At 28.7% G+C, this 18,414-nt stretch carries 17 protein-coding genes; 6 read left to right on the top strand and 11 right to left on the bottom strand.

The genetic code is table 11. The annotated features are described in order from the left end of the window. A partial coding sequence (gene yqeK, locus Q1X91_RS09130; RefSeq protein ID WP_300756182.1) for a bis(5'-nucleosyl)-tetraphosphatase (symmetrical) YqeK occupies window positions 1–453 on the bottom strand: 453 nt, incomplete at its 3' end. 224 nt (window positions 454–677) lie between these two features. On the opposite strand from yqeK, the gene ahpC reads away from it, so the two are divergent. Next, the gene (gene ahpC, locus Q1X91_RS09125) at window positions 678–1,241 is read left to right on the top strand and encodes an alkyl hydroperoxide reductase subunit C (RefSeq protein WP_013112873.1); all 564 of its coding nucleotides are present in this window, start codon (window positions 678–680) and stop codon (window positions 1,239–1,241) included. Between the two features lie 147 nt (window positions 1,242–1,388). On the opposite strand, the gene fabD is transcribed toward ahpC, so the two are convergent. Continuing rightward, complete coding sequence (gene fabD / locus Q1X91_RS09120) at window positions 1,389–2,303, bottom strand: ACP S-malonyltransferase (RefSeq protein ID WP_300756177.1); 915 nt, start codon at window positions 2,301–2,303, stop codon at window positions 1,389–1,391. Window positions 2,304–2,558: 255 nt separating this feature from the next. On the opposite strand from fabD, the gene Q1X91_RS09115 reads away from it, so the two are divergent. The 5 genes from Q1X91_RS09115 to Q1X91_RS09095 all read left to right on the top strand — a co-directional run bounded on the left by Q1X91_RS09115 (window position 2,559) and on the right by Q1X91_RS09095 (window position 9,595). After that, window positions 2,559–3,440, top strand: coding sequence for a cation diffusion facilitator family transporter (locus Q1X91_RS09115; RefSeq protein WP_300756174.1), 882 nt, complete (start codon window positions 2,559–2,561; stop codon window positions 3,438–3,440). Between the two features lie 92 nt (window positions 3,441–3,532). Next, window positions 3,533–4,531 carry a hypothetical protein gene (locus Q1X91_RS09110; protein ID WP_300756171.1) on the top strand — a complete coding sequence of 333 codons (999 nt, stop codon included), beginning with the start codon at window positions 3,533–3,535 and terminating at the stop codon, window positions 4,529–4,531. Window positions 4,532–4,643: 112 nt separating this feature from the next. Continuing rightward, window positions 4,644–6,059 carry a UDP-N-acetylmuramoyl-L-alanine--D-glutamate ligase gene (murD, locus tag Q1X91_RS09105; protein ID WP_300756168.1) on the top strand — a complete coding sequence of 472 codons (1,416 nt, stop codon included), beginning with the start codon at window positions 4,644–4,646 and terminating at the stop codon, window positions 6,057–6,059. Between the two features lie 104 nt (window positions 6,060–6,163). Beyond that, window positions 6,164–7,984, top strand: coding sequence for an ABC-F family ATP-binding cassette domain-containing protein (locus Q1X91_RS09100; RefSeq protein ID WP_300756165.1), 1,821 nt, complete (start codon window positions 6,164–6,166; stop codon window positions 7,982–7,984). A 30-nt stretch (window positions 7,985–8,014) separates the two neighbouring features. Further along, the gene (locus Q1X91_RS09095; protein WP_300756162.1) at window positions 8,015–9,595 is read left to right on the top strand and encodes an amidohydrolase; all 1,581 of its coding nucleotides are present in this window, start codon (window positions 8,015–8,017) and stop codon (window positions 9,593–9,595) included. Window positions 9,596–9,739: 144 nt separating this feature from the next. On the opposite strand, the gene Q1X91_RS09090 is transcribed toward Q1X91_RS09095, so the two are convergent. The 9 genes from Q1X91_RS09090 to frr all read right to left on the bottom strand — a co-directional run bounded on the left by Q1X91_RS09090 (window position 9,740) and on the right by frr (window position 18,175). After that, window positions 9,740–10,573, bottom strand: coding sequence for a carbohydrate ABC transporter permease (locus tag Q1X91_RS09090; protein ID WP_096736086.1), 834 nt, complete (start codon window positions 10,571–10,573; stop codon window positions 9,740–9,742). Further along, entirely contained in the window at window positions 10,570–11,427 is an 858-nt protein-coding gene (locus Q1X91_RS09085) for a carbohydrate ABC transporter permease (RefSeq protein ID WP_300756155.1), read from the bottom strand. The genes Q1X91_RS09090 and Q1X91_RS09085 overlap by 4 nt, the downstream gene beginning before the upstream one ends. 133 nt (window positions 11,428–11,560) lie before the next feature. Then, a complete protein-coding gene (locus tag Q1X91_RS09080) occupies window positions 11,561–11,848 on the bottom strand; it encodes a hypothetical protein (RefSeq protein ID WP_300756153.1) in 288 nt (95 codons plus the stop codon). A 45-nt stretch (window positions 11,849–11,893) separates the two neighbouring features. Beyond that, entirely contained in the window at window positions 11,894–12,892 is a 999-nt protein-coding gene (locus Q1X91_RS09075) for an extracellular solute-binding protein (RefSeq protein ID WP_300756151.1), read from the bottom strand. 291 nt (window positions 12,893–13,183) lie between these two features. Further along, entirely contained in the window at window positions 13,184–14,503 is a 1,320-nt protein-coding gene (locus tag Q1X91_RS09070) for an extracellular solute-binding protein (protein ID WP_300756149.1), read from the bottom strand. Window positions 14,504–14,570: 67 nt separating this feature from the next. Continuing rightward, window positions 14,571–15,896 carry an extracellular solute-binding protein gene (locus tag Q1X91_RS09065; RefSeq protein ID WP_300756146.1) on the bottom strand — a complete coding sequence of 442 codons (1,326 nt, stop codon included), beginning with the start codon at window positions 15,894–15,896 and terminating at the stop codon, window positions 14,571–14,573. 104 nt (window positions 15,897–16,000) lie between these two features. Continuing rightward, complete coding sequence (locus Q1X91_RS09060; RefSeq protein WP_300756144.1) at window positions 16,001–16,906, bottom strand: phosphatidate cytidylyltransferase; 906 nt, start codon at window positions 16,904–16,906, stop codon at window positions 16,001–16,003. 7 nt (window positions 16,907–16,913) lie between these two features. Then, window positions 16,914–17,630, bottom strand: coding sequence for an isoprenyl transferase (locus Q1X91_RS09055; RefSeq protein ID WP_300756141.1), 717 nt, complete (start codon window positions 17,628–17,630; stop codon window positions 16,914–16,916). Beyond that, window positions 17,627–18,175 carry a ribosome recycling factor gene (gene frr, locus Q1X91_RS09050; RefSeq protein WP_020005811.1) on the bottom strand — a complete coding sequence of 183 codons (549 nt, stop codon included), beginning with the start codon at window positions 18,173–18,175 and terminating at the stop codon, window positions 17,627–17,629. Before frr ends, Q1X91_RS09055 begins: the two co-directional genes overlap by 4 nt. Between the last annotated feature and the right edge of the window lie 239 nt (window positions 18,176–18,414).

Raw genomic sequence — 18,414 nt, 5'->3', positions numbered from 1 at the left:
CGTAAAAATTTTTTCTCTTATTTTATCAGCTGTTTCAAGTTTTCTTGTAGGTTCAAGATAATCAGCAGCATATATTATTTTTTCAAGCATGCTCATATTTCCATGTCCTACTGTATGGCTTTCTATAGCTTTTAAAATTTCTTTATCAGTTATATTAAATTCTTTTTCTGTTATTATAGCACTAACTCTTGCATGAAGTAAAGCACCTGTTATATAGCTTGGATATTCTATATTATCATTTTCAAGTATAATTTTACGCATATCATCGTCTTTATATCTTTTTCCCAAATCATGACAAAGTGCAGCAATAGAAGCCTTATCAGTATCAACCCCATATTTTTCTGCTATTTTTATAGAAAGCTCTCTTGTATAAAGTATATGCTTTTCTCTAAAAGGTAAGTATTTGTTTATATATTTTAGTATTTCTAATTCTTGATTATTAAAGTCTTTCATAATATTTTTATTCTCTATTTTTTATTTAGTTTTATTATTTTATTACAGCAGAATTATTTTGTCAATTTTATTTAAAGTCTATATATTTAAAAATTATTATGTATATTCCAAAATAATTTTGTTTTTTTAGTAATTTTTATCAATTTATATTATTTTTTACTTGACAAAAACTATTATTTAATGTATTGTTAGAGTATACAAACATTGGTAAAAGGAATTATAAAATGAGTTTAATCAATAAAAAACTAATAGATTTCAAAGTAGAAGCCTATCAAAACGGCGAGTTCAAAACTGTTGAAAAAAAAGATGTATTAGGTAAATGGAGTGTATTTTTCTTTTATCCTGCTGACTTTACATTTGTATGTCCTACAGAATTAGCAGATTTAAATACTGTTTATGAAGATTTAAAAAAGATCAACTGCGAAGTATATTCAGTATCAGCTGATACTCACTTTGTACATAAAGCTTGGGCAGATGCTACTGAAACAATTAAAAATCTTAAATACACAATGTTAGGAGATCCTACTGGAGTATTAGGAAGATTCTTTGAAGTATATGTAGATGAAGCTGGTCAGAATTTCCGCGGAAGTTTCATTGTGAATCCAGAAGGTCAAATCAAAGCTTATGAAGTACATGACATGGGAATCGGAAGAGATGCTAATGAATTACTACGTAAAGTACAAGCTGCTCAATATGTAGCTGAACATGGCGGCGAAGTTTGTCCTGCTAAATGGAAACCTGGTGCTAAAACTTTAAAACCTGGTATTGATTTGGTTGGTAAGCTATAATTTTTTAATATAATAATATTAATTTAAATATAGTATAAAATAAAAGGGCATATAATTAATCTTATATGTCCTTTTTATTTTAAAAAATTTCTGCAAAACAAAAGGCAGGAAATAATCATAAATCCTGCCTTTATATTATTATTAAAATTAATTACAAGCAGCATTTAAAGAGTCTATATCAAACACACAAACAGATTCAATATCTGGAGTGATTTTTTTGCTCATACCTACTAATACTTTACCAGGTCCGCATTCAAAGACTTTTGTAATACCTTGTTTTTGAATATTAAGCATGCTTTCATACCATCTAACAGTAGAGAACATTTGCTTATATAAATTTTCTTTTATAGAATCAAATTTATGAACTTCAGCAGTAACATTAGATAAAACTTTATTATCATTTTTATGAAACTCTATTTTTTCTAAAAACTCTTTTAAGCTGTCAGCAGCAGGTTTCATAAATGGAGAGTGAAAAGCACCTGATACTTTTAAAGGCAATACTCTTTTAGCACCAGCCTCCTGAAGTTTAGGAGTAACTGCTTCAATTGCACTTAATAAACCAGATATAACTATTTGATCTTTTAAATTATAATTAGCCGCAACAACCTCTTTATTTTCAGGCATACATTTAGCAACATCATCATAATTTAATCCAAGTACTGCAGCCATTCCGTAAGGAGCATCAGCACCAGCTTTAGCCATTAGAAGACCTCTTGTTCTTGCTATTTTTACAGCATCTTCAAATGATATATAACCCGCAGCAGAAAGAGCAGTAATTTCTCCCAAGCTATGACCTGCAAATAAATTACCTTTAACTCCTTTTGCTTTTAATGCTTCATAAACAGCAATACCTACTGTAACCAAAGCAGGCTGAGTATTTTCTGTTTTTTTAAGGTCATCTTCTGTACCTTCAAAACATAATGATTTAATATCTACATCATCTAATATATTTGCAGCCTTATCGAATATTGCTTTAGATTCAGCAACATTATCATACAAAGATTTTCCCATACCTGCACACTGCGAACCTTGACCTGGAAATAAAAATGCTATATTTGACATATTATTTGTTCTCCTTTTTTGCATATATTTTTATTAATTTTTAATTATCTAAATCATATAAAAGTATATTAACAAAAAAAATAACTTTTATCAAGTTCTTAATTTTATTTTGATTTATCATATATAAGTTATAATATTTTTATATAAAGTTAAAACATTCTAATCTGTAAACAACAATTTATATTTATATAATTGACATTTTATATTAAATTCTTTATCCTAAAAAGATTAAAAAATTAAATTTGGGGTCATAAAATGAATCATGTTAGTAATGAAAAAAAATCAAAATATATGATAATAGAGGGTGTGGTATCTGTTATCATAAACATATTGTTATTTGCTTTTAAGTATATAGTAGGACTTTTAACAGGTTCTTTATCCATTATGGCGGACGCTTGGCATTCATTGAGCGATTGTATAAGCAGTGTTATAGTTATAATAGGAGGTGTATTTTCTAAAAGACCTCCAGATAAAGAACATCCATTCGGACATGGAAGAATAGAACTTATAACTAGTTTTATAGTGGGTATTATGCTTGTATTTATTGGTTATAGCTTTTTCTCTGAGGCTATAAAAAATATTATGAATAAAAAAACAGCCTCATTTACTACGATGGCAATAGTAGCTATGGTTGTTTCTATTTTGGTCAAAGAACTTTTAGCTCAGTATTCTTTATGGGGATATAGAAAGTCTGGAGCTAAATCATTATATGCAGACGCTTGGCATCATAGAAGCGATAGTGTTACTTCTATAATTATATTAGTAGGTATTTTGTTTGGAAAAAGTTTCTGGTGGATAGACGGTGTATTAAGCATATTAGTTTCTCTTGTAATATTTTATGCTGCTTTTGATGTTATTAAATCTAGTATAAAACCTTTGATAGGCGAGTATCCTTCAGAAGAGATTATTAAAAGTATCAATGATATAGCTAAAGAACTTAATATAAATGATGACGCTGCTAATTTGCATCACTTTCATATACATACTTACGGAGATCATAGTGAAATAACTTTTCATATGCGTTTCCCAAAAGACATGACAGTTTTTGAAGCTCATAATAATGTAAGTGTATTTGAAAATGAAATAAGAAAAAAATTAAATATAGAACCTACTATACATATAGAGGCTTATAAATAGAAATTCTAGTCTAATAATAAAAATTTGGGGCGGGTGGGCGGGGTATATAGACTATTATTGATATTTTTCGTTTTTATTTTATAATAAACATTATGATAGAAAATGCTGTTTTAAATGATAAAAACTTAGAAGAATATTTCTTATTTACTGACGATGCTAAATTAATCAAATATAATAAAAAAGATAATTCTTATAAAGAGTTAAAAAAAATAGAGAATATAGATTTAAAAAAAGAAGTTACAGTTTTAAAATTAATGTATCCTTATATATGTATAACTGAGGAGAAAGGATTAAACTCTGCTGTTGTAAATATAGAAACATTGGATATTATTAATTTACAGAGAGAGGATTACTATTCTAAATATTCAAGCTATTCAAATGAATTTTGTATTATTGATAATGAAATACATCTTATAACTCAAACTAAATGGAATACTCTTAATATAATGAATTTAAAAACTAAAGAGATGATAACAGATATTAACAGAGATGAAAAAGAGTTTGGTATAGATTATTTTCACAGCAATTTATTAGTATCAAAAGATTATAAACATTTTCTTTCTAACGGCTGGGTATGGAATCCTATTGACTGTATAAGATATTTTAATATTGAAGAGTTTTTAAGGGAATATGAGAAATGCCAAACAGATGTTGTTAATAAATATATAAGCGGTTATAATTGGGATAGACCTTTAACTTTTATAGATAATAAAAGATTTGTTTTGGCTTGTGATAATACTAATTTTAATGATGAAGATTTTGTTTATAATCAATTAATGTTTTATAATATAGATGATATAAAAATAGATAATAGTGATAAGTATAGATATTTAGAAAGTTATAAATCTGTTAATATTAATTTATTTAGTTTAGATGAAAATAATGAAGTGCATGGTAAGTTATATTTTTATAAAGATAATTTAATAGCTTTGGATTTTAATGAATATTGTATAAATGTTAATAGCTATAATATTAAAAATAGTACTTTAAAAAATATCGCAGTTATCAATAATAATAATTGCTTTTTTAGTGATATGTTTGGTATTATATATTATATTGAGAATGATACTATAAAAGAAATTAATATATAGTTTTATTATTATGTAATAATTAATTTTTATCTAATGAAGAATAAGGCATTTAAATTTATTATTATTTTGTTATAATTAGTCTCTATAAAAAATAATTATTTGGTGTGTTAAAATGATTCTCGATTTGAATAAAACATATATAAAAGTCTTAAAAAAACAAAATATTTTGATATTGGGTGCCGCTGTAAGAAGCGGTGTAAGTATAGCAAATATTTTATATGATATTAATACAAGTTTAAATATCAATATAAAATATGCTCTAAGCGACAGCAAAACAGAAGAACAGCTTCAGGATAGTATAGAGGCATTAAAAGATAAAAATGCCAAACTCTTTTTTGGAAATCAGGAAATATCTATTTTAGATGGTATAACTCTTATAATAATTTCTCCGGGTATTCCGCATACTATAGAGATAGTAAAAGAAGCTAAAAGAAGAGGCATAAAAATAATAGGAGAGATAGAGTTTGCTTATAATCTTTTGCCTAATAGAAATTATATAGCAGTAACAGGTACAGACGGAAAAACTACTACAGTTACACTTATTCATAAAATAATAAGTTCATACAAAAAGGCAAGACTTGTAGGCAATGTAGGAAATACTTTTTCTAAAGAGGTTGAAACTATAGAGCCAGATGAAGATATTGTATTAGAGCTTTCAAGTTTTCAATTAGAAACAGTTGAGAAATTTCATGCTCATATAGCAGCAGTACTGAATATTGCAGAAGATCATCTTGACAGATATAAAGATATAGAAGAATATTTCAATGCCAAAAAAAATATAAGTATCAATCAAAATAAAAATGATTTTCTCATACTTAATTATGATAATATTTATACTAATATTTGGTATAATGAACTTAATAATAACTGCAAAATGAAGCTTTTAACTTTTTCATTAAAAAGCAAATTTGCAACTATTTATTATAATGAAGAAGATGAGTATATATATTATGAGAATGAAAAATTATTTTCTATAAAAGAAAGAAAAATACTAGGTAAACATAATGTTGCTAATATACTTGCGGCAGTTTTAGTATGTTTGAAAGATAATATACCAGCAGAGCATATTGAGCATGTTGTTAATAATTTTAAGGGTATAGAACATAGGGTAGAGTTGGTTGCTGAGATAAACGGAGTTAAATACATTAATGATTCTAAAGCTACATCGATGAATGCTGTTATGAGTGCTTTGAAATCTTTTGATAAGGATATTATACTCATAATGGGCGGACGTAATAAAAATATAGATTTTACTTCTTTAAATAATCTTATAGAAAGCAGAGTAAAAAAATTGATACTTATTGGAGAGGCTGCTGAAGCTCTTGATGATATGATACATTTTGAGAATAAGATTATTATAAAAGATTTTACAGACGCTTTTAATTATGCTTCTGCAATATCTATAAATGGTGATACTGTTTTACTTTCCCCAGGATGTGCTAGTTTTGATATGTTTAAAAATTATGAGGAAAGGGGAAAATATTTTAAGAGTTTAGTTTATAAACTAGATAATATTACAAAAGAATAATACTATAATTTAATAGAATTATTTTTATTTTTGTATTTGAATATTTTTTAAAATTATTATAAAATCATTTTTTAAAATATAAAATTTTTTAAGTAAAAAAAGAAATGGCTAGAAGTATTATAAACATAGTAAATATATCCAAGAGATTTGTTCACAAAGTTCTGCTTGATAATGTTAATTTGCTTATAGAAGAAAAATCAAAAATAGGCATGATAGGACGAAACGGAGCAGGAAAGACTACTCTTTTAAAAATTCTTATGGGGCTTGAAGAGCCTGATGACGGAGAGATAATATTTTCTGATGATGTGAGAATAGGTTATTTGCGTCAGCAGGGTGATTTTGATGAGAGTGAAAAAGTAATAGATTATCTTACAAGAGTAACATCAAAAGAATCTTGGAAATGCTCTAAAATAGCGAGTAGATTCGGGATAGATCATATAAAGATTAATTATAATTTAGGAAGTTTATCAAGCGGTTATAGAATGCGTGTAAAACTTGCTGAGATGATGCTTTATGAGCCTAATTTTTTAATACTCGATGAACCTTCAAACTTCTTGGATTTAAATACATTGATAGATTTAGAAAATTTTTTAATGGATTATAACGGCGGATTTTTAATAGTTTCGCATGATAGAGAGTTTTTAAAAACCACATGCGAAAAAACTATAGAAATGGAAAACGGCAAAATAACTTATTTCCCAGGTAATATAGAAGATTATTTTGAATATAAAGAGGAAAAAGAGTATACAATAAAAAAGTATAATAAAAATGTAGAAGAGAGAAAAGCACATTTAGAGAGATTTGTTGAAAGATTTAGGTATAAAGCTACAAAGGCAAAAGCTGTACAATCGCGTATAAAGCAGATAGAAAAATTAAAAACTATAGAAATTACACATCCAGCAAAAAATGTTAGGATAAAACTTCCAGAAGTTCCAGAGAAAAAAGGTTTTGCTCTTATTTCCGATGATTTGGCTGTTGGATACGGTGAGAAAATAGTTGCTGAAAGCGGACGTATAGAAATAGCAAGAGGAAGCAGAGTTGCTGTTTTAGGTCAAAACGGAGAGGGTAAAACTACTTTTTTAAGAACTATAGCTGGAAGACTTGAGCCCGTATCTGGAAGTTATAATTATTCATACGGTATAAAGATAGCATATTTCGGAGAAGATACTTATAAAAATGTAACCTCAAATGATACAGTTTTGTCATATTTAAAAAAGAATGCCAAGCAGGGACTATTAACTCAAGAACTTTTAACACTTTTAGGAAGTTTTTTATTTTCAGGCGAAGATGTTAATAAAGATGTAAAGGTTTTAAGCGGAGGCGAGATGGCTAGGCTTTCACTTCTTGCTGCCATTACACAATGTGCTGATGTTCTTATTTTGGACGAACCTACTAACCATTTGGATTTTGAAACTGTTGAGGCACTTGCATCCTCTTTAAGAGATTACGGCGGAACAATATTTTTTACTTCGCATGACAGAACTTTTGCCAGTATGCTTGCTGATACCATAATAGAAGTTAAGGATAAAAAACTTTCGCTTTATTCTGGGGATTATGAGGCTTATGTTTATAGGGTGAGAATTGAAGCATTGGAAGAGGAAGAAAAGGAATTAGAATATCAGGAAAAAAACAGCATTAAAGAAAATAGTAATAATACTGAAGAAAAAAATAATAGCAATTATGAAGAGAGAAAAAAAATTAGAAATAAACTTTCAAAATGCGAATCTATTCTGAAAAAGCATGAAAAACAAATTGAGGATTATAAGAAAGAAGAGGCGGATATATTAAAGTTTTTTGAGACTTCTTCAAGTTATGATGATGAGAAGAGTAAGCGTTTATTGGAAGTAAAAAGATTAATAGAAGAAACTGAAAACGAATGGCTTTTGGTCAATGAAGAGATAGACAGTATAAAGGCTATGTTGTAAGTAAAATAAAATGTAGGAGATAGTCAAATTATGAGAATTTTTAAAAATGCTAAGATTTACTCTATGGATAAAAACGACAGTATTTATGAAGCTTTAGCTGTTGAAAACGGCAGAATAGCATTTGCAGGAACTAATGAAGAGGTGTTAAAAAAATATGCAGATGCTGAAGAGATTATTGATTTGGAAGGCAGAACTGTTATACCGGGATTTAATGACAGCTGTGTTAATTTTGTAGGTTTTGCCCGTTTTAATACTATGCTTAATTTGAGTAAATGTGAGTCTATAAGAGAGGTTATTGAATTAGCCAAAAACGCTGAAAAATATGAAGGCTGGATTATAGGCTGGGGCTGGAATCAGGATTATTTTGAAGAGAAAAGAATGCTTAATAAAAATGATTTGGATCAAATATCTAGTGAATATCCAGTAGCTTTTAGAAGAATATGCGGTGAGATGATAGTTGCAAATAGCAAAGCTCTTGAATTATGCGGTGTTACTGAAAAAATGAAATCTGACAGTATCGATTTTGAAAACGGACTTATAAGTTCTAAAGATATGATATTAATTTTATCAAAAATTAAATCATTGGAAATAGATACTTTAAAATCAATAATATTAGATACTCAGAAGCAATTTTTCAAAATGGGTATTACTTCTGTACAGACAGATGACTTGAGAAGTTTGCCAGACTTTGACTATAGAAAAATAATAGATGCATATCAGAAACTTAACAGAGAGAAAAAACTTAAAATAAGAGTATGTGAACAGGCACAGTTTATCAATAAAAAAGATATAGATGATTTCAGAGAGTATTATTATTATCAATATATTAACGATGAAAGATTTAAAGTAGCACGCATAAAAGTTATTATAGACGGAGGTATAGGTTCAAGAACAGCACTTTTAAGAGATGACTATAATGATGCTAAAGGTTTTAAAGGTGTTACTCAGTATAAGCAGGAAGAGCTTGATGAATTAGTAGGGTATGCTAATAGTTTGGATTATTCTTTGGCTATACAGGCTACTGGAGACGGTGCTATTGACATGGCATTAAACTCAATAGAAAAAATAAAAGATACTAAAGATTTTAAATATAGAAGAAATGGTTTAGTTCATTGTCAGATAACAGATAAAGAATTATTTGAAAGAATGAAGCAGTTAAATGTAGGTATATATTATCAGCCTATATTCCTTCACTATGATATGCATATTGTAGAGGATAGGGTAGGACATGAGAAGGCTTCTACTAGCTATGCTTATAAAACAGCTATGGATATGGGAGTTAAGATAGGATTTGGTTCTGCTGGTCCTGTTGATGGTATTAGTGTTATGGAAGGTATACACTGTGCTGTTAATAGAGAGGATTTGAACGGCTGGCCTGAAGGCGGCTGGATGCCTCAGGAAAAACTTACAGTAAAAGATGCAGTTTATTTGTATACTATGGGAAGTGCTTATATGTCTTCTGAAGATAATATTAAAGGAAGCATTGAAGAGGATAAATTAGCTGATTTTATAGTTTTAGATAGAGATATATTTGAAACTGATGTGAAAGATATAAAAAATATAAAGGTACTAAAAACTATAATTGACGGCGATATAGTTTATAGTGCATAATATTATTTGATTAAAAATTAAAAAAGGGGCTTAATTATTAAATTAGCCCCTTTATTTTTTATTGTTCAATAATTTTATTTCAATATTTTTAATAGTTTGTAGGAATAAGTTTTATTCTATTATAACAATAAATATTATTCTTTATTATTCTTTAACAGCTCCTCCAGTTAATCCTGATATAAAGTATTTTTGTAATGCTAAAAATACTGCCATTATAGGAACAACAGCAAATATAGCACCAACCATAATTTGTCCGTAGTCTATTCTAGTATCGGCTTTCAACTGAGCCAATGCTACAGGCAATGTAAATTTTTCAGGAGTATTTAATATAATTAAAGGCCAAGTAAAGTTAGTCCATTCAGCAACGAACATGTATATTCCCAAAGCAGTTAAAGCAGGTATCATTAAAGGCATAACTATTTTTATAAATATAGTCCATTCATTAGCACCGTCTATTCTAGCAGCCTCTATCAGAGTATCAGGAACAGAATGGAAGTTCTGCCTCATTAAAAATATACCGAAAGCTCCTGCTATATCTGGAAGTATTATTGCTAAATGAGTATCTTGTATATTTAAAGCAGTCATCATTCTGTATAAAGGAACTAATTTAGCATGAGCAGGAAGCATCATTGTAAGCATTATAATTACAAATACTATATTTCTTCCTTTATAATTAAATTTAGAAATAGAGTATGCTGCCATTGAACATACTAATAAATTAATAATAGTATATATAACAGCAATTTTAAATGAATTAAATAATGCATACCATATAGGTATTCTCTCCTGCAAATTTTTTAAGTTTTCAAAAAAATTGTCTCCAAAAGTCATAGGAGGCGGAAATAAAAATATATCGCCTGATACTCTTGTAGAAGCTATTAACATAAAAAATAGCGGGTAAACACATGCTATCATACCTATTGTAAGAACAATATATAATATTATTCTAGTTATTTTTTGCTGTTTTGCTCTTGTCATTTTTTATCCCCTCCAAATTTCAATTGAAGCCTAGAAAGAAATCCTACTATTACAAGTATAGCCACTGATATTGTAGCAGCATAAGTTAAGTTAATAGATTGGAATGCCTGTCTGTATATGTATAATCCCAAACTTATAGTTGAATTATTAGGTCCTCCGTTTGTTAGAAGGTAAGGCTCTGTAAATAGGTTTAGAGTACCTATAGTTGATAGTATGGTAGAGAATAATATAACAGGCTTAAGCATTGGAATTGTAATATGAACAAACTGCTGCCAAGCATTAGCTCCGTCAATAGTAGCAGCTTCATAATAATCTTCTGGTATTCCCTGAAGTCCAGCCAATATTATAATCATATTATATCCAGTCCATCTCCAAGTCATTATAAGCATTATTACTATTCTAGCAGGCCAAGTCTGAGTAAGCCACATAACTGGCTGTAAATTAAATAAAGATAATAAATAATTTATTACTCCTCTTTCCTGAAATAGTATTACAAATATTAAACTGTATGCTACAGATTCTACAATAAATGGTATAAAAAATACTGTTCTGTATAATCCTTTTAATTTTGTAATTCCTCTATGAAGTGCTATAGAAAGAACTATAGCTAATAATGTCATTATAGGAACTTGTATAATTAAATATATTAAAGAGTTTTTTAAAGATACGTAAAAGTATTGATCTGAAAATAATCTTTTGAAATTATTAATGCCGTTAAATACTAAATGACCTCTGGTTTGAGTCATAAAGCTTAGGAATATAGTTTCTATAAGCGGATATATGCTGAATAAAACTATAAATATTAAAGCTGGAGCAATAAAGAGCCATGGGGTAATATTTTTCTTTAATTGCATCTGCCGCCCTCCTTATTATTTTTTATTTTATAAGATTATATGGTATTAAATGATTTTTTAATACCGTATAAATATAATTTTTAATAAAATTATTAAATTTTTAATTCTATTTTGTTACTAGTAATAAAAATTATTATTTTATTATTTTTCTTCCAGTTATACTGTTTGCCTGCTGAGCAGCTGCATCCAAAGTTTCCTGTATATCAGAATTATTATTTATAATCTCCTCATATGCACTTACTGCTACATTTCTTAAATCATAATAATCATCAGAATTGTATAAAGCAGGAGGTATATTTTTAGTAACTTTACCTAACAGTTCATTATAGTTTTGATTTCCGAAATAAGGATCAGGCTGTAAGAATCTTTCATCTTCATAAGCAGGAAGATAAGAAGGGAAAAGTCCGTATTTTTCATACATTAAAAGCTGACTGTCAGTATTAAGAAGAGAATGTTCTATAAAAGCCTAAGCAGCAGCCTGTTTAATAGGGTCTGTAGCAGTTATAGTAAGAGTAGAACCGCCTAAAGAAGAGGCTCTTACTCCGCCTTGAGTATAAGCAGGTATTTCCATAGCTCTCCATTTACCAGACATTTCAGGCATTTGATCTTTCATAGTGCCGCCCCACCAGCCGCCGTTAAAGCTCATAGCTATTTCTCCGTTTTTATGTGCTCTTATTCCAGTATCCCAGTTTACTGTGTTTAATACTAGTCCTTCATATATTAATCTTTTTACAAGCTGCATACTTTCTACAGCTCTTGGGGATGATAGAGTAATATTTCCGTTTGTATCAAGATAGTATATATTATTTTGAACCATTAAAGTTCTCCATACACCGTCATCTTGAGTAAAGCTGAAACCAGTTAATTTTACATTAGGTAGTTTTGCCTGCAAGTCTTTTCCAGCTGCAATTAAATCATCATAAGTTTCAATGGTGTTAGGATCTATTCCCGCTTCTTTGAATAAATCTTCTCTATAATATATTACTACAGGACCTGAATCCCAAGGTATAGAAGTTAGTTTTCCTTCAGTATCATAACTTGTAGGAACTTTTGATGGGTCTACAATAGAGTTAAAATTTGTAGGAACTAAAGTTTTTAAATCTAAAAATCTTTGAGGGTAGGTTTCAGAATAAGTTTGAATGAAATCGCTTTCTATCTGCATTATATCTGGTATTCCCTGACCTGAAGATAATACAACACCTGCTTTTTCATATAATTGAGGCGGACCGCCAAATTCCTGAACATTAATTTTTATTTTAGGGTATTTTTCATTAAATGTTTTTGCTGTTTCCATTAATGCTTTAGCAGCTACATTCCAGCCCCAAACTGTAAGTTCGGTCTCAGTATCTGGATCTATTATTGGTAAGTTCACTTCAGTTTGTTCTGCTGCATTATTTCCAGAGCAGGAGAGCATAATTACTGTAATCGATACCATTAATAGACGATAAAAGTAGTTCTTAATCATAAAGTACTCCTATAATTTATTATATCTTATATTATAGTAATATTTAATAGAAAAATCAATTTGAAAATAGAGCGATATCATATTATTTTTTATGAAAAGATATATTTTCATTAAGATTTAACTTCTAAAAAATAGACTATTAATTATATATAAGATTATTATATTACTCTTTTATAATAACTCAAGCAATTAAATTTCCATATTAATCTGGTATGTTTTTTATAATGCTATAAATAAAAAAGCGTCCTGCATTATTAGACAGAACGCTTATATTATTTAATTATAATATTATTATTTTGCTATTTTTCTTCCAGTAGCACCGCTTATTTGATTTGCTGCTTCTTCTAATGCTGATGTTATATCCTTATTATTGTTTATGACATCTTCATAAGTACTTACAACTGTATTTCTAATTTCAGCAAAATCATCAGAATTATATATAACATTAGGGATTTGTTTTGTCACATCTGCTAATATTTTATTAAAATTATCTCCAAAATATTCATCAGATTTTAAGAATCTAGGGTCATCATAAGCGGGCAGATATGAAGGGAATAAACTAAATTGTTCGTACATCATAATCTGATTGTCTACATCCATTAAACTTTCTTTTATGAATTCTAAAGCTGCAGCTTGTTTAATTGGATCGGTAGCTGTTATTGATAATCCAGCACCGCCTGATGATGAAGCTCTTACGGCATCATTATTAAGAGCAGGTATAGGCATAATTCCCCATTTTCCTTTCATTTCAGGCATTTGATCTTTTATGGTGCCTCCCCACCAGCCTCCAATCATATATGAAGCAACTTCTCCATTTTTATTGGCCACTATAGAACCGTCCCAGTTAACAACATTTTTGGCTATTCCCTCATCAATAAGTGTCTTTATCATTGTAAGAGTTTCTGCTGCTTTTGCTGATGATACTGTTATTTCGCCTTTAGCATTTAAATAATATGATTTATTAGCTATTAATAACGCTCTATATAAATTTTCATCTTGAGTAAAAGGAAGTCCTGTCATATATACATTAGGAAATTTTTCCTGCAATTTTTTTCCTGCTTTAATATAGTCATCAAAAGTAATGATAGAGTTAGGGTCTATTCCTGCTTCCTCAAACATATCTATTCTATAAAACATTACTACAGGACCAGAGTCCCAAGGTATAGATACCAATTTTCCAGTACTATCATAGCTTGAAGCAATTTTAGAAGGATCTACTACACCTTCAATATCAATATAATCTTTCATATCAAAAAAATACTGAGGATAGCTTTCGGCATATGTTTGTATGTAATCACTTTCTATTTGTATAATATCTGGAACACCATTGCCTGAAGATAATATTACTCCATATCTTTCATATACATTTTGAGCTAATCCAAATTCTTGAACATTAACTTTTATTTTAGGGTATTTTTCATTAAATATTTTTGCAGTTTCCATTAATGCTTTAGCAGCAACATTCCAAGCCCATACAGTTATCTCAGTTTCTGTATTTTCGTCTATGACTGGAAGTTCTGTAACGGTTTTTGTGGAAGTCTGATTTTTATTATTGCAGGATATTAATAATATAGAAGCAATAAAAATCATAATAAATAATTTTTTTATCATAATAAACTCCTATTAATAAATATTAAATATTATAAGTGTTTTTTATAAATATTAATATTTTATATTATTATTTTGCTATTTTTCTTCCAGTAGCACCGCTTATTTGCACAGCAGCATCATCTAAAGTTTTTTGTATATCAGCATTATTATTTAAAATGGCTTCATAGGCAGCAACGCATATATTACGAATTTCAGAGTAATCAGATGAAGTATAAATAGCAGCAGGTATCTGTTTAGTTATATCACCTAACATTTGGTTAAATCCTTCTCCGAAATATTCATCAGCCTCTTGGAATCTAGCATCATCATAAACAGGCAAATATGATGGGAACAAGCCGTAATTTTTATACATAAGTAATTGATTGTCTACATTTAATAAAGAATGTTCTATAAAAGCCCAAGCAGCAGCCTGTTTTATAGGATCTGAAGCTGTAATTGTTAAAGTAGAACCGCCATGAGAAGAGGCTCTAACTCCTCCTTTAGAATAAGCAGGCATAGGCATAATACCCCATTTTCCTTTCATTTCTGGCATTTGGTCTTTTATAGTACCAGCCCACCAAGCTCCAGATATATAAGTAGCTACTTCTCCGCTTTTATTAGCTCTAATAGAACCGTCCCAATTAACAGTATTAGCCATTATACCTTCATCTAAGAAACTTCTTAATACTTTTGTGCTTTCTATAGCAGCTGGGGAAGATATAGTAACCTCTCCGTTTCTATTTAAGTAGTATGTATTATTTTGAACCATCAAATTTCTCCATACTCCGTCATCTTGAATGAACATATTTCCTAGGAATTTCATATTAGGAAATTTTTCTTGGAATTTTTTTCCAGCAGCTATATATTCATCATAAGTAGTTATGCTGTTAGGATCAATTCCAGCTTCTTTAAATAAATCTGCTCTATAAAATACTACTACAGGACCAGAATCCCAAGCTATAGCTACTAATTTTCCTTCTGTGTCATAGCTTGTAGATACTTTAGAAGGGTCAACTTTTATATCAATATCTTTTGGAGCTAATGATTTTAAATCTAAAAAATATTGAGGATAAGTTTCTGCATAAGTTTGAACATAATCACTTTCAAGCTGCATAATATCTGGAACACCTTGTCCTGAAGATAATACAACTCCTGCTTTTTCATATAATTGTCCTGCTCCGCCGAATTCCTGTACAGTGATTTTTATTTTAGGATATTTTTCATTGAATGTTTTTGCCGTTTCTTCTAATGCTTTGGCAGCTACATTCCAACCCCATACAATAAGTTCTGTTTCAGTATTTTCATCTATGGCAGGCAGCTTTACTATTTCAGCCTGTTTTTTTTCTGCACCATTACATGAAAAAAGAACTATAGAAAATAAAGTGATTAGAAACAGATTTAAATAATGTTTCATATGATAACTCCTTAGTAATATAAGTAAATTTATTATACTACTTATATTGTAAAAAGCAATTTTATTGATTTAAAAAAGGTTAATAATATGTATTTTTTACAAATTTATTGTAATATAAGAAATATATAATACGAAATAGGGGCTGTTAGTATAACGCTGTCAAATATATCAAATACTCCCCCATGACCTGGAAATAATTTACTTGAATCTTTGGTATCATACATTCTTTTTATGAGACTTTCACCCATATCTCCAAGAAATCCAGTTACAGTAAATATTGAAGTTAATAGCATTATTTGCAGCAATGTAAAGTTTGGTATATTTTTTCCAAGTATTGGAGACAAATATCCCTTAGAATATAGATAATAGTATAAAATTCCTATAGGTATTGTAAATATAAACATTCCAACCAATCCCTCATAGCTTTTATTTGGAGAGGCACTATTGGAAAGTTTATGCTTTCCTAGTTTTCTTCCTATTACATATCCGCCAGTATCACTTAGCCAAGCACATAATAATATAAAAACTATATAATATTTACCGCTTGGCATAAAACGCATAAGAGATATATGCCACACACCCAAACCTACATATATAAAACAGAAAACGGCTGTTAATATTGCTCTTCCTTTTTCTTCAAAAGTTGAAACATTAACTTTAAATATATTTATGATAAATAGTGCCGCTATTAAGGCAAAAACCATAACTAATGATAGATCCATAGAAGGATTTTTTGTTTCTATTATTTTATAAAGTGCTGAAAAATCGCCTTTGAATATATTAACACCGCAAATAGTTATGATATAACCTAATACCATAGCTATCATAGTGGCAACAACAGTTCTTAAGTTTTTTTGTCTATGAACTTTAGCCATATAAAATATTTCAGAGGCACTAAAAATTGATATTGATAATATTAACAAATGAAACAGAGAAATAACTTTATCATAAAGCAATATTATAGTAAAGAGCGGCAATGTAACTGCTACGGATATTAGTCTTTTCTTCATAATAAAATTATAGGCCTCCGTATCTTCTATTTCTGTTTGAATATTCTTCTATAGCTTTTTTAAAATCTTCTTTAGAGAAATCAGGCCATAATACATCAGTAAAATATAACTCACTGTATGAGGCTTGATACATAAGAAAATTGCTGAGTCTAGCCTCTCCAGACGTTCTTATAATAAGATCTGGGTCCGGCATATCTTTTGTATATAGATAATTTTGAATAAAGTTTTCATCAATATTTTCTATATCTATTTTATTATTTTTAGCATCATAGCATATATTTTTTACAGCATTTTTCAGTTCATCTCTAAAACCATAATTTAAAGCTAATACTACAGTTAATATCGGATTTTTACATTTTTCCAATGTTTCTTTTTCTGTTTCTTCTATAGTTTTTATAGTATCTTTGGGAAAAGCAGAAATATCTCCTATATGTTTTACCAGTATATTATTAGAAATCAGTCTTTTTATTTCTTTTTTATAGAATTCTTTTAATAATTGAAAAAGAGCTTTTTTTTCTTCTTCAGGTCTTTTCCAATTTTCGGTGGAGAAAGCATATAAAGTTAAGTATTTTATATTAAGCTCTCCAGAGGCTTCTACTATATTAATTACGTTTTCACTTCCAGCTCTATGTCCGTAACTTCTGCTTTTATTATGAGCTTTAGCCCATCTTCCATTGCCGTCCATAATTATAGCTACATGTATTGGGGTATTCTGTTCAATCATATAGTATCTAATTCTTTTTCTTTGGTATTAATCATTTCATCTATTTTTTTGATGTAGGCATCTGTTTCATTTTGTATTTTTTTCTCCTGAGATTTTGATTCATCTTCAGTGATTGTTTTGTCTTTTAATTCTTTTTTTATTTTATCATTTTCATCTCTTCTTATATTTCGTACAGCAATTTTAGCTTCTTCGCCTCTATGTCTTACACCTTTTTTTAATTCTTCTCTTCTTTCTTTTGTAAGTTCAGGAACAACTATTCTTATATTACCGCCATCATTGAAAGGATTAAAACCTAAATCAGCTTTCAATATAGCTTTTTCTATGTCGCTAACCAATCCTTTATCGAATGGCTGTATCATAATAGTTCTTGAATCTGGAGTAGAAACATTTCCAACCTGTTTTAACGGCATATTGCTTCCATAAGCCTCTACTTTAACTCCGTCTAATATAGAAGCATTAGCTCTTCCTGTTCTTATACCTTTTAGATCATTTTGCAAACTTGAAATAGCTTTTTCCATTCTGTCTTTATACGATTCTTTTGACATAGATAATAAAACCTCTTTTAATTTTAAATAATTTTACTTTAATAAATTATAATTTAATATAATACTATTGTCAAGTTAATTATTATATATATAATTTATGGTTTTGTTATGTTGTATAATTTTTTATTTTATTTGATAATAATATTTATTGAAAATTTGATTAAAATAATAAAAAAATTAAAAATATTATAAAATTTATTTTAATTTAAATAATAATAATATAAAAAAATTATGCACAG

Source organism: uncultured Brachyspira sp., from assembly GCF_949287625.1.
In the GTDB taxonomy this organism is placed as follows: Bacteria; Spirochaetota; Brachyspiria; order Brachyspirales; family Brachyspiraceae; genus Brachyspira.
Note: the sequence above shows the minus strand (reverse complement) of the source record. Positions and strands in the feature narration are given on the sequence as shown.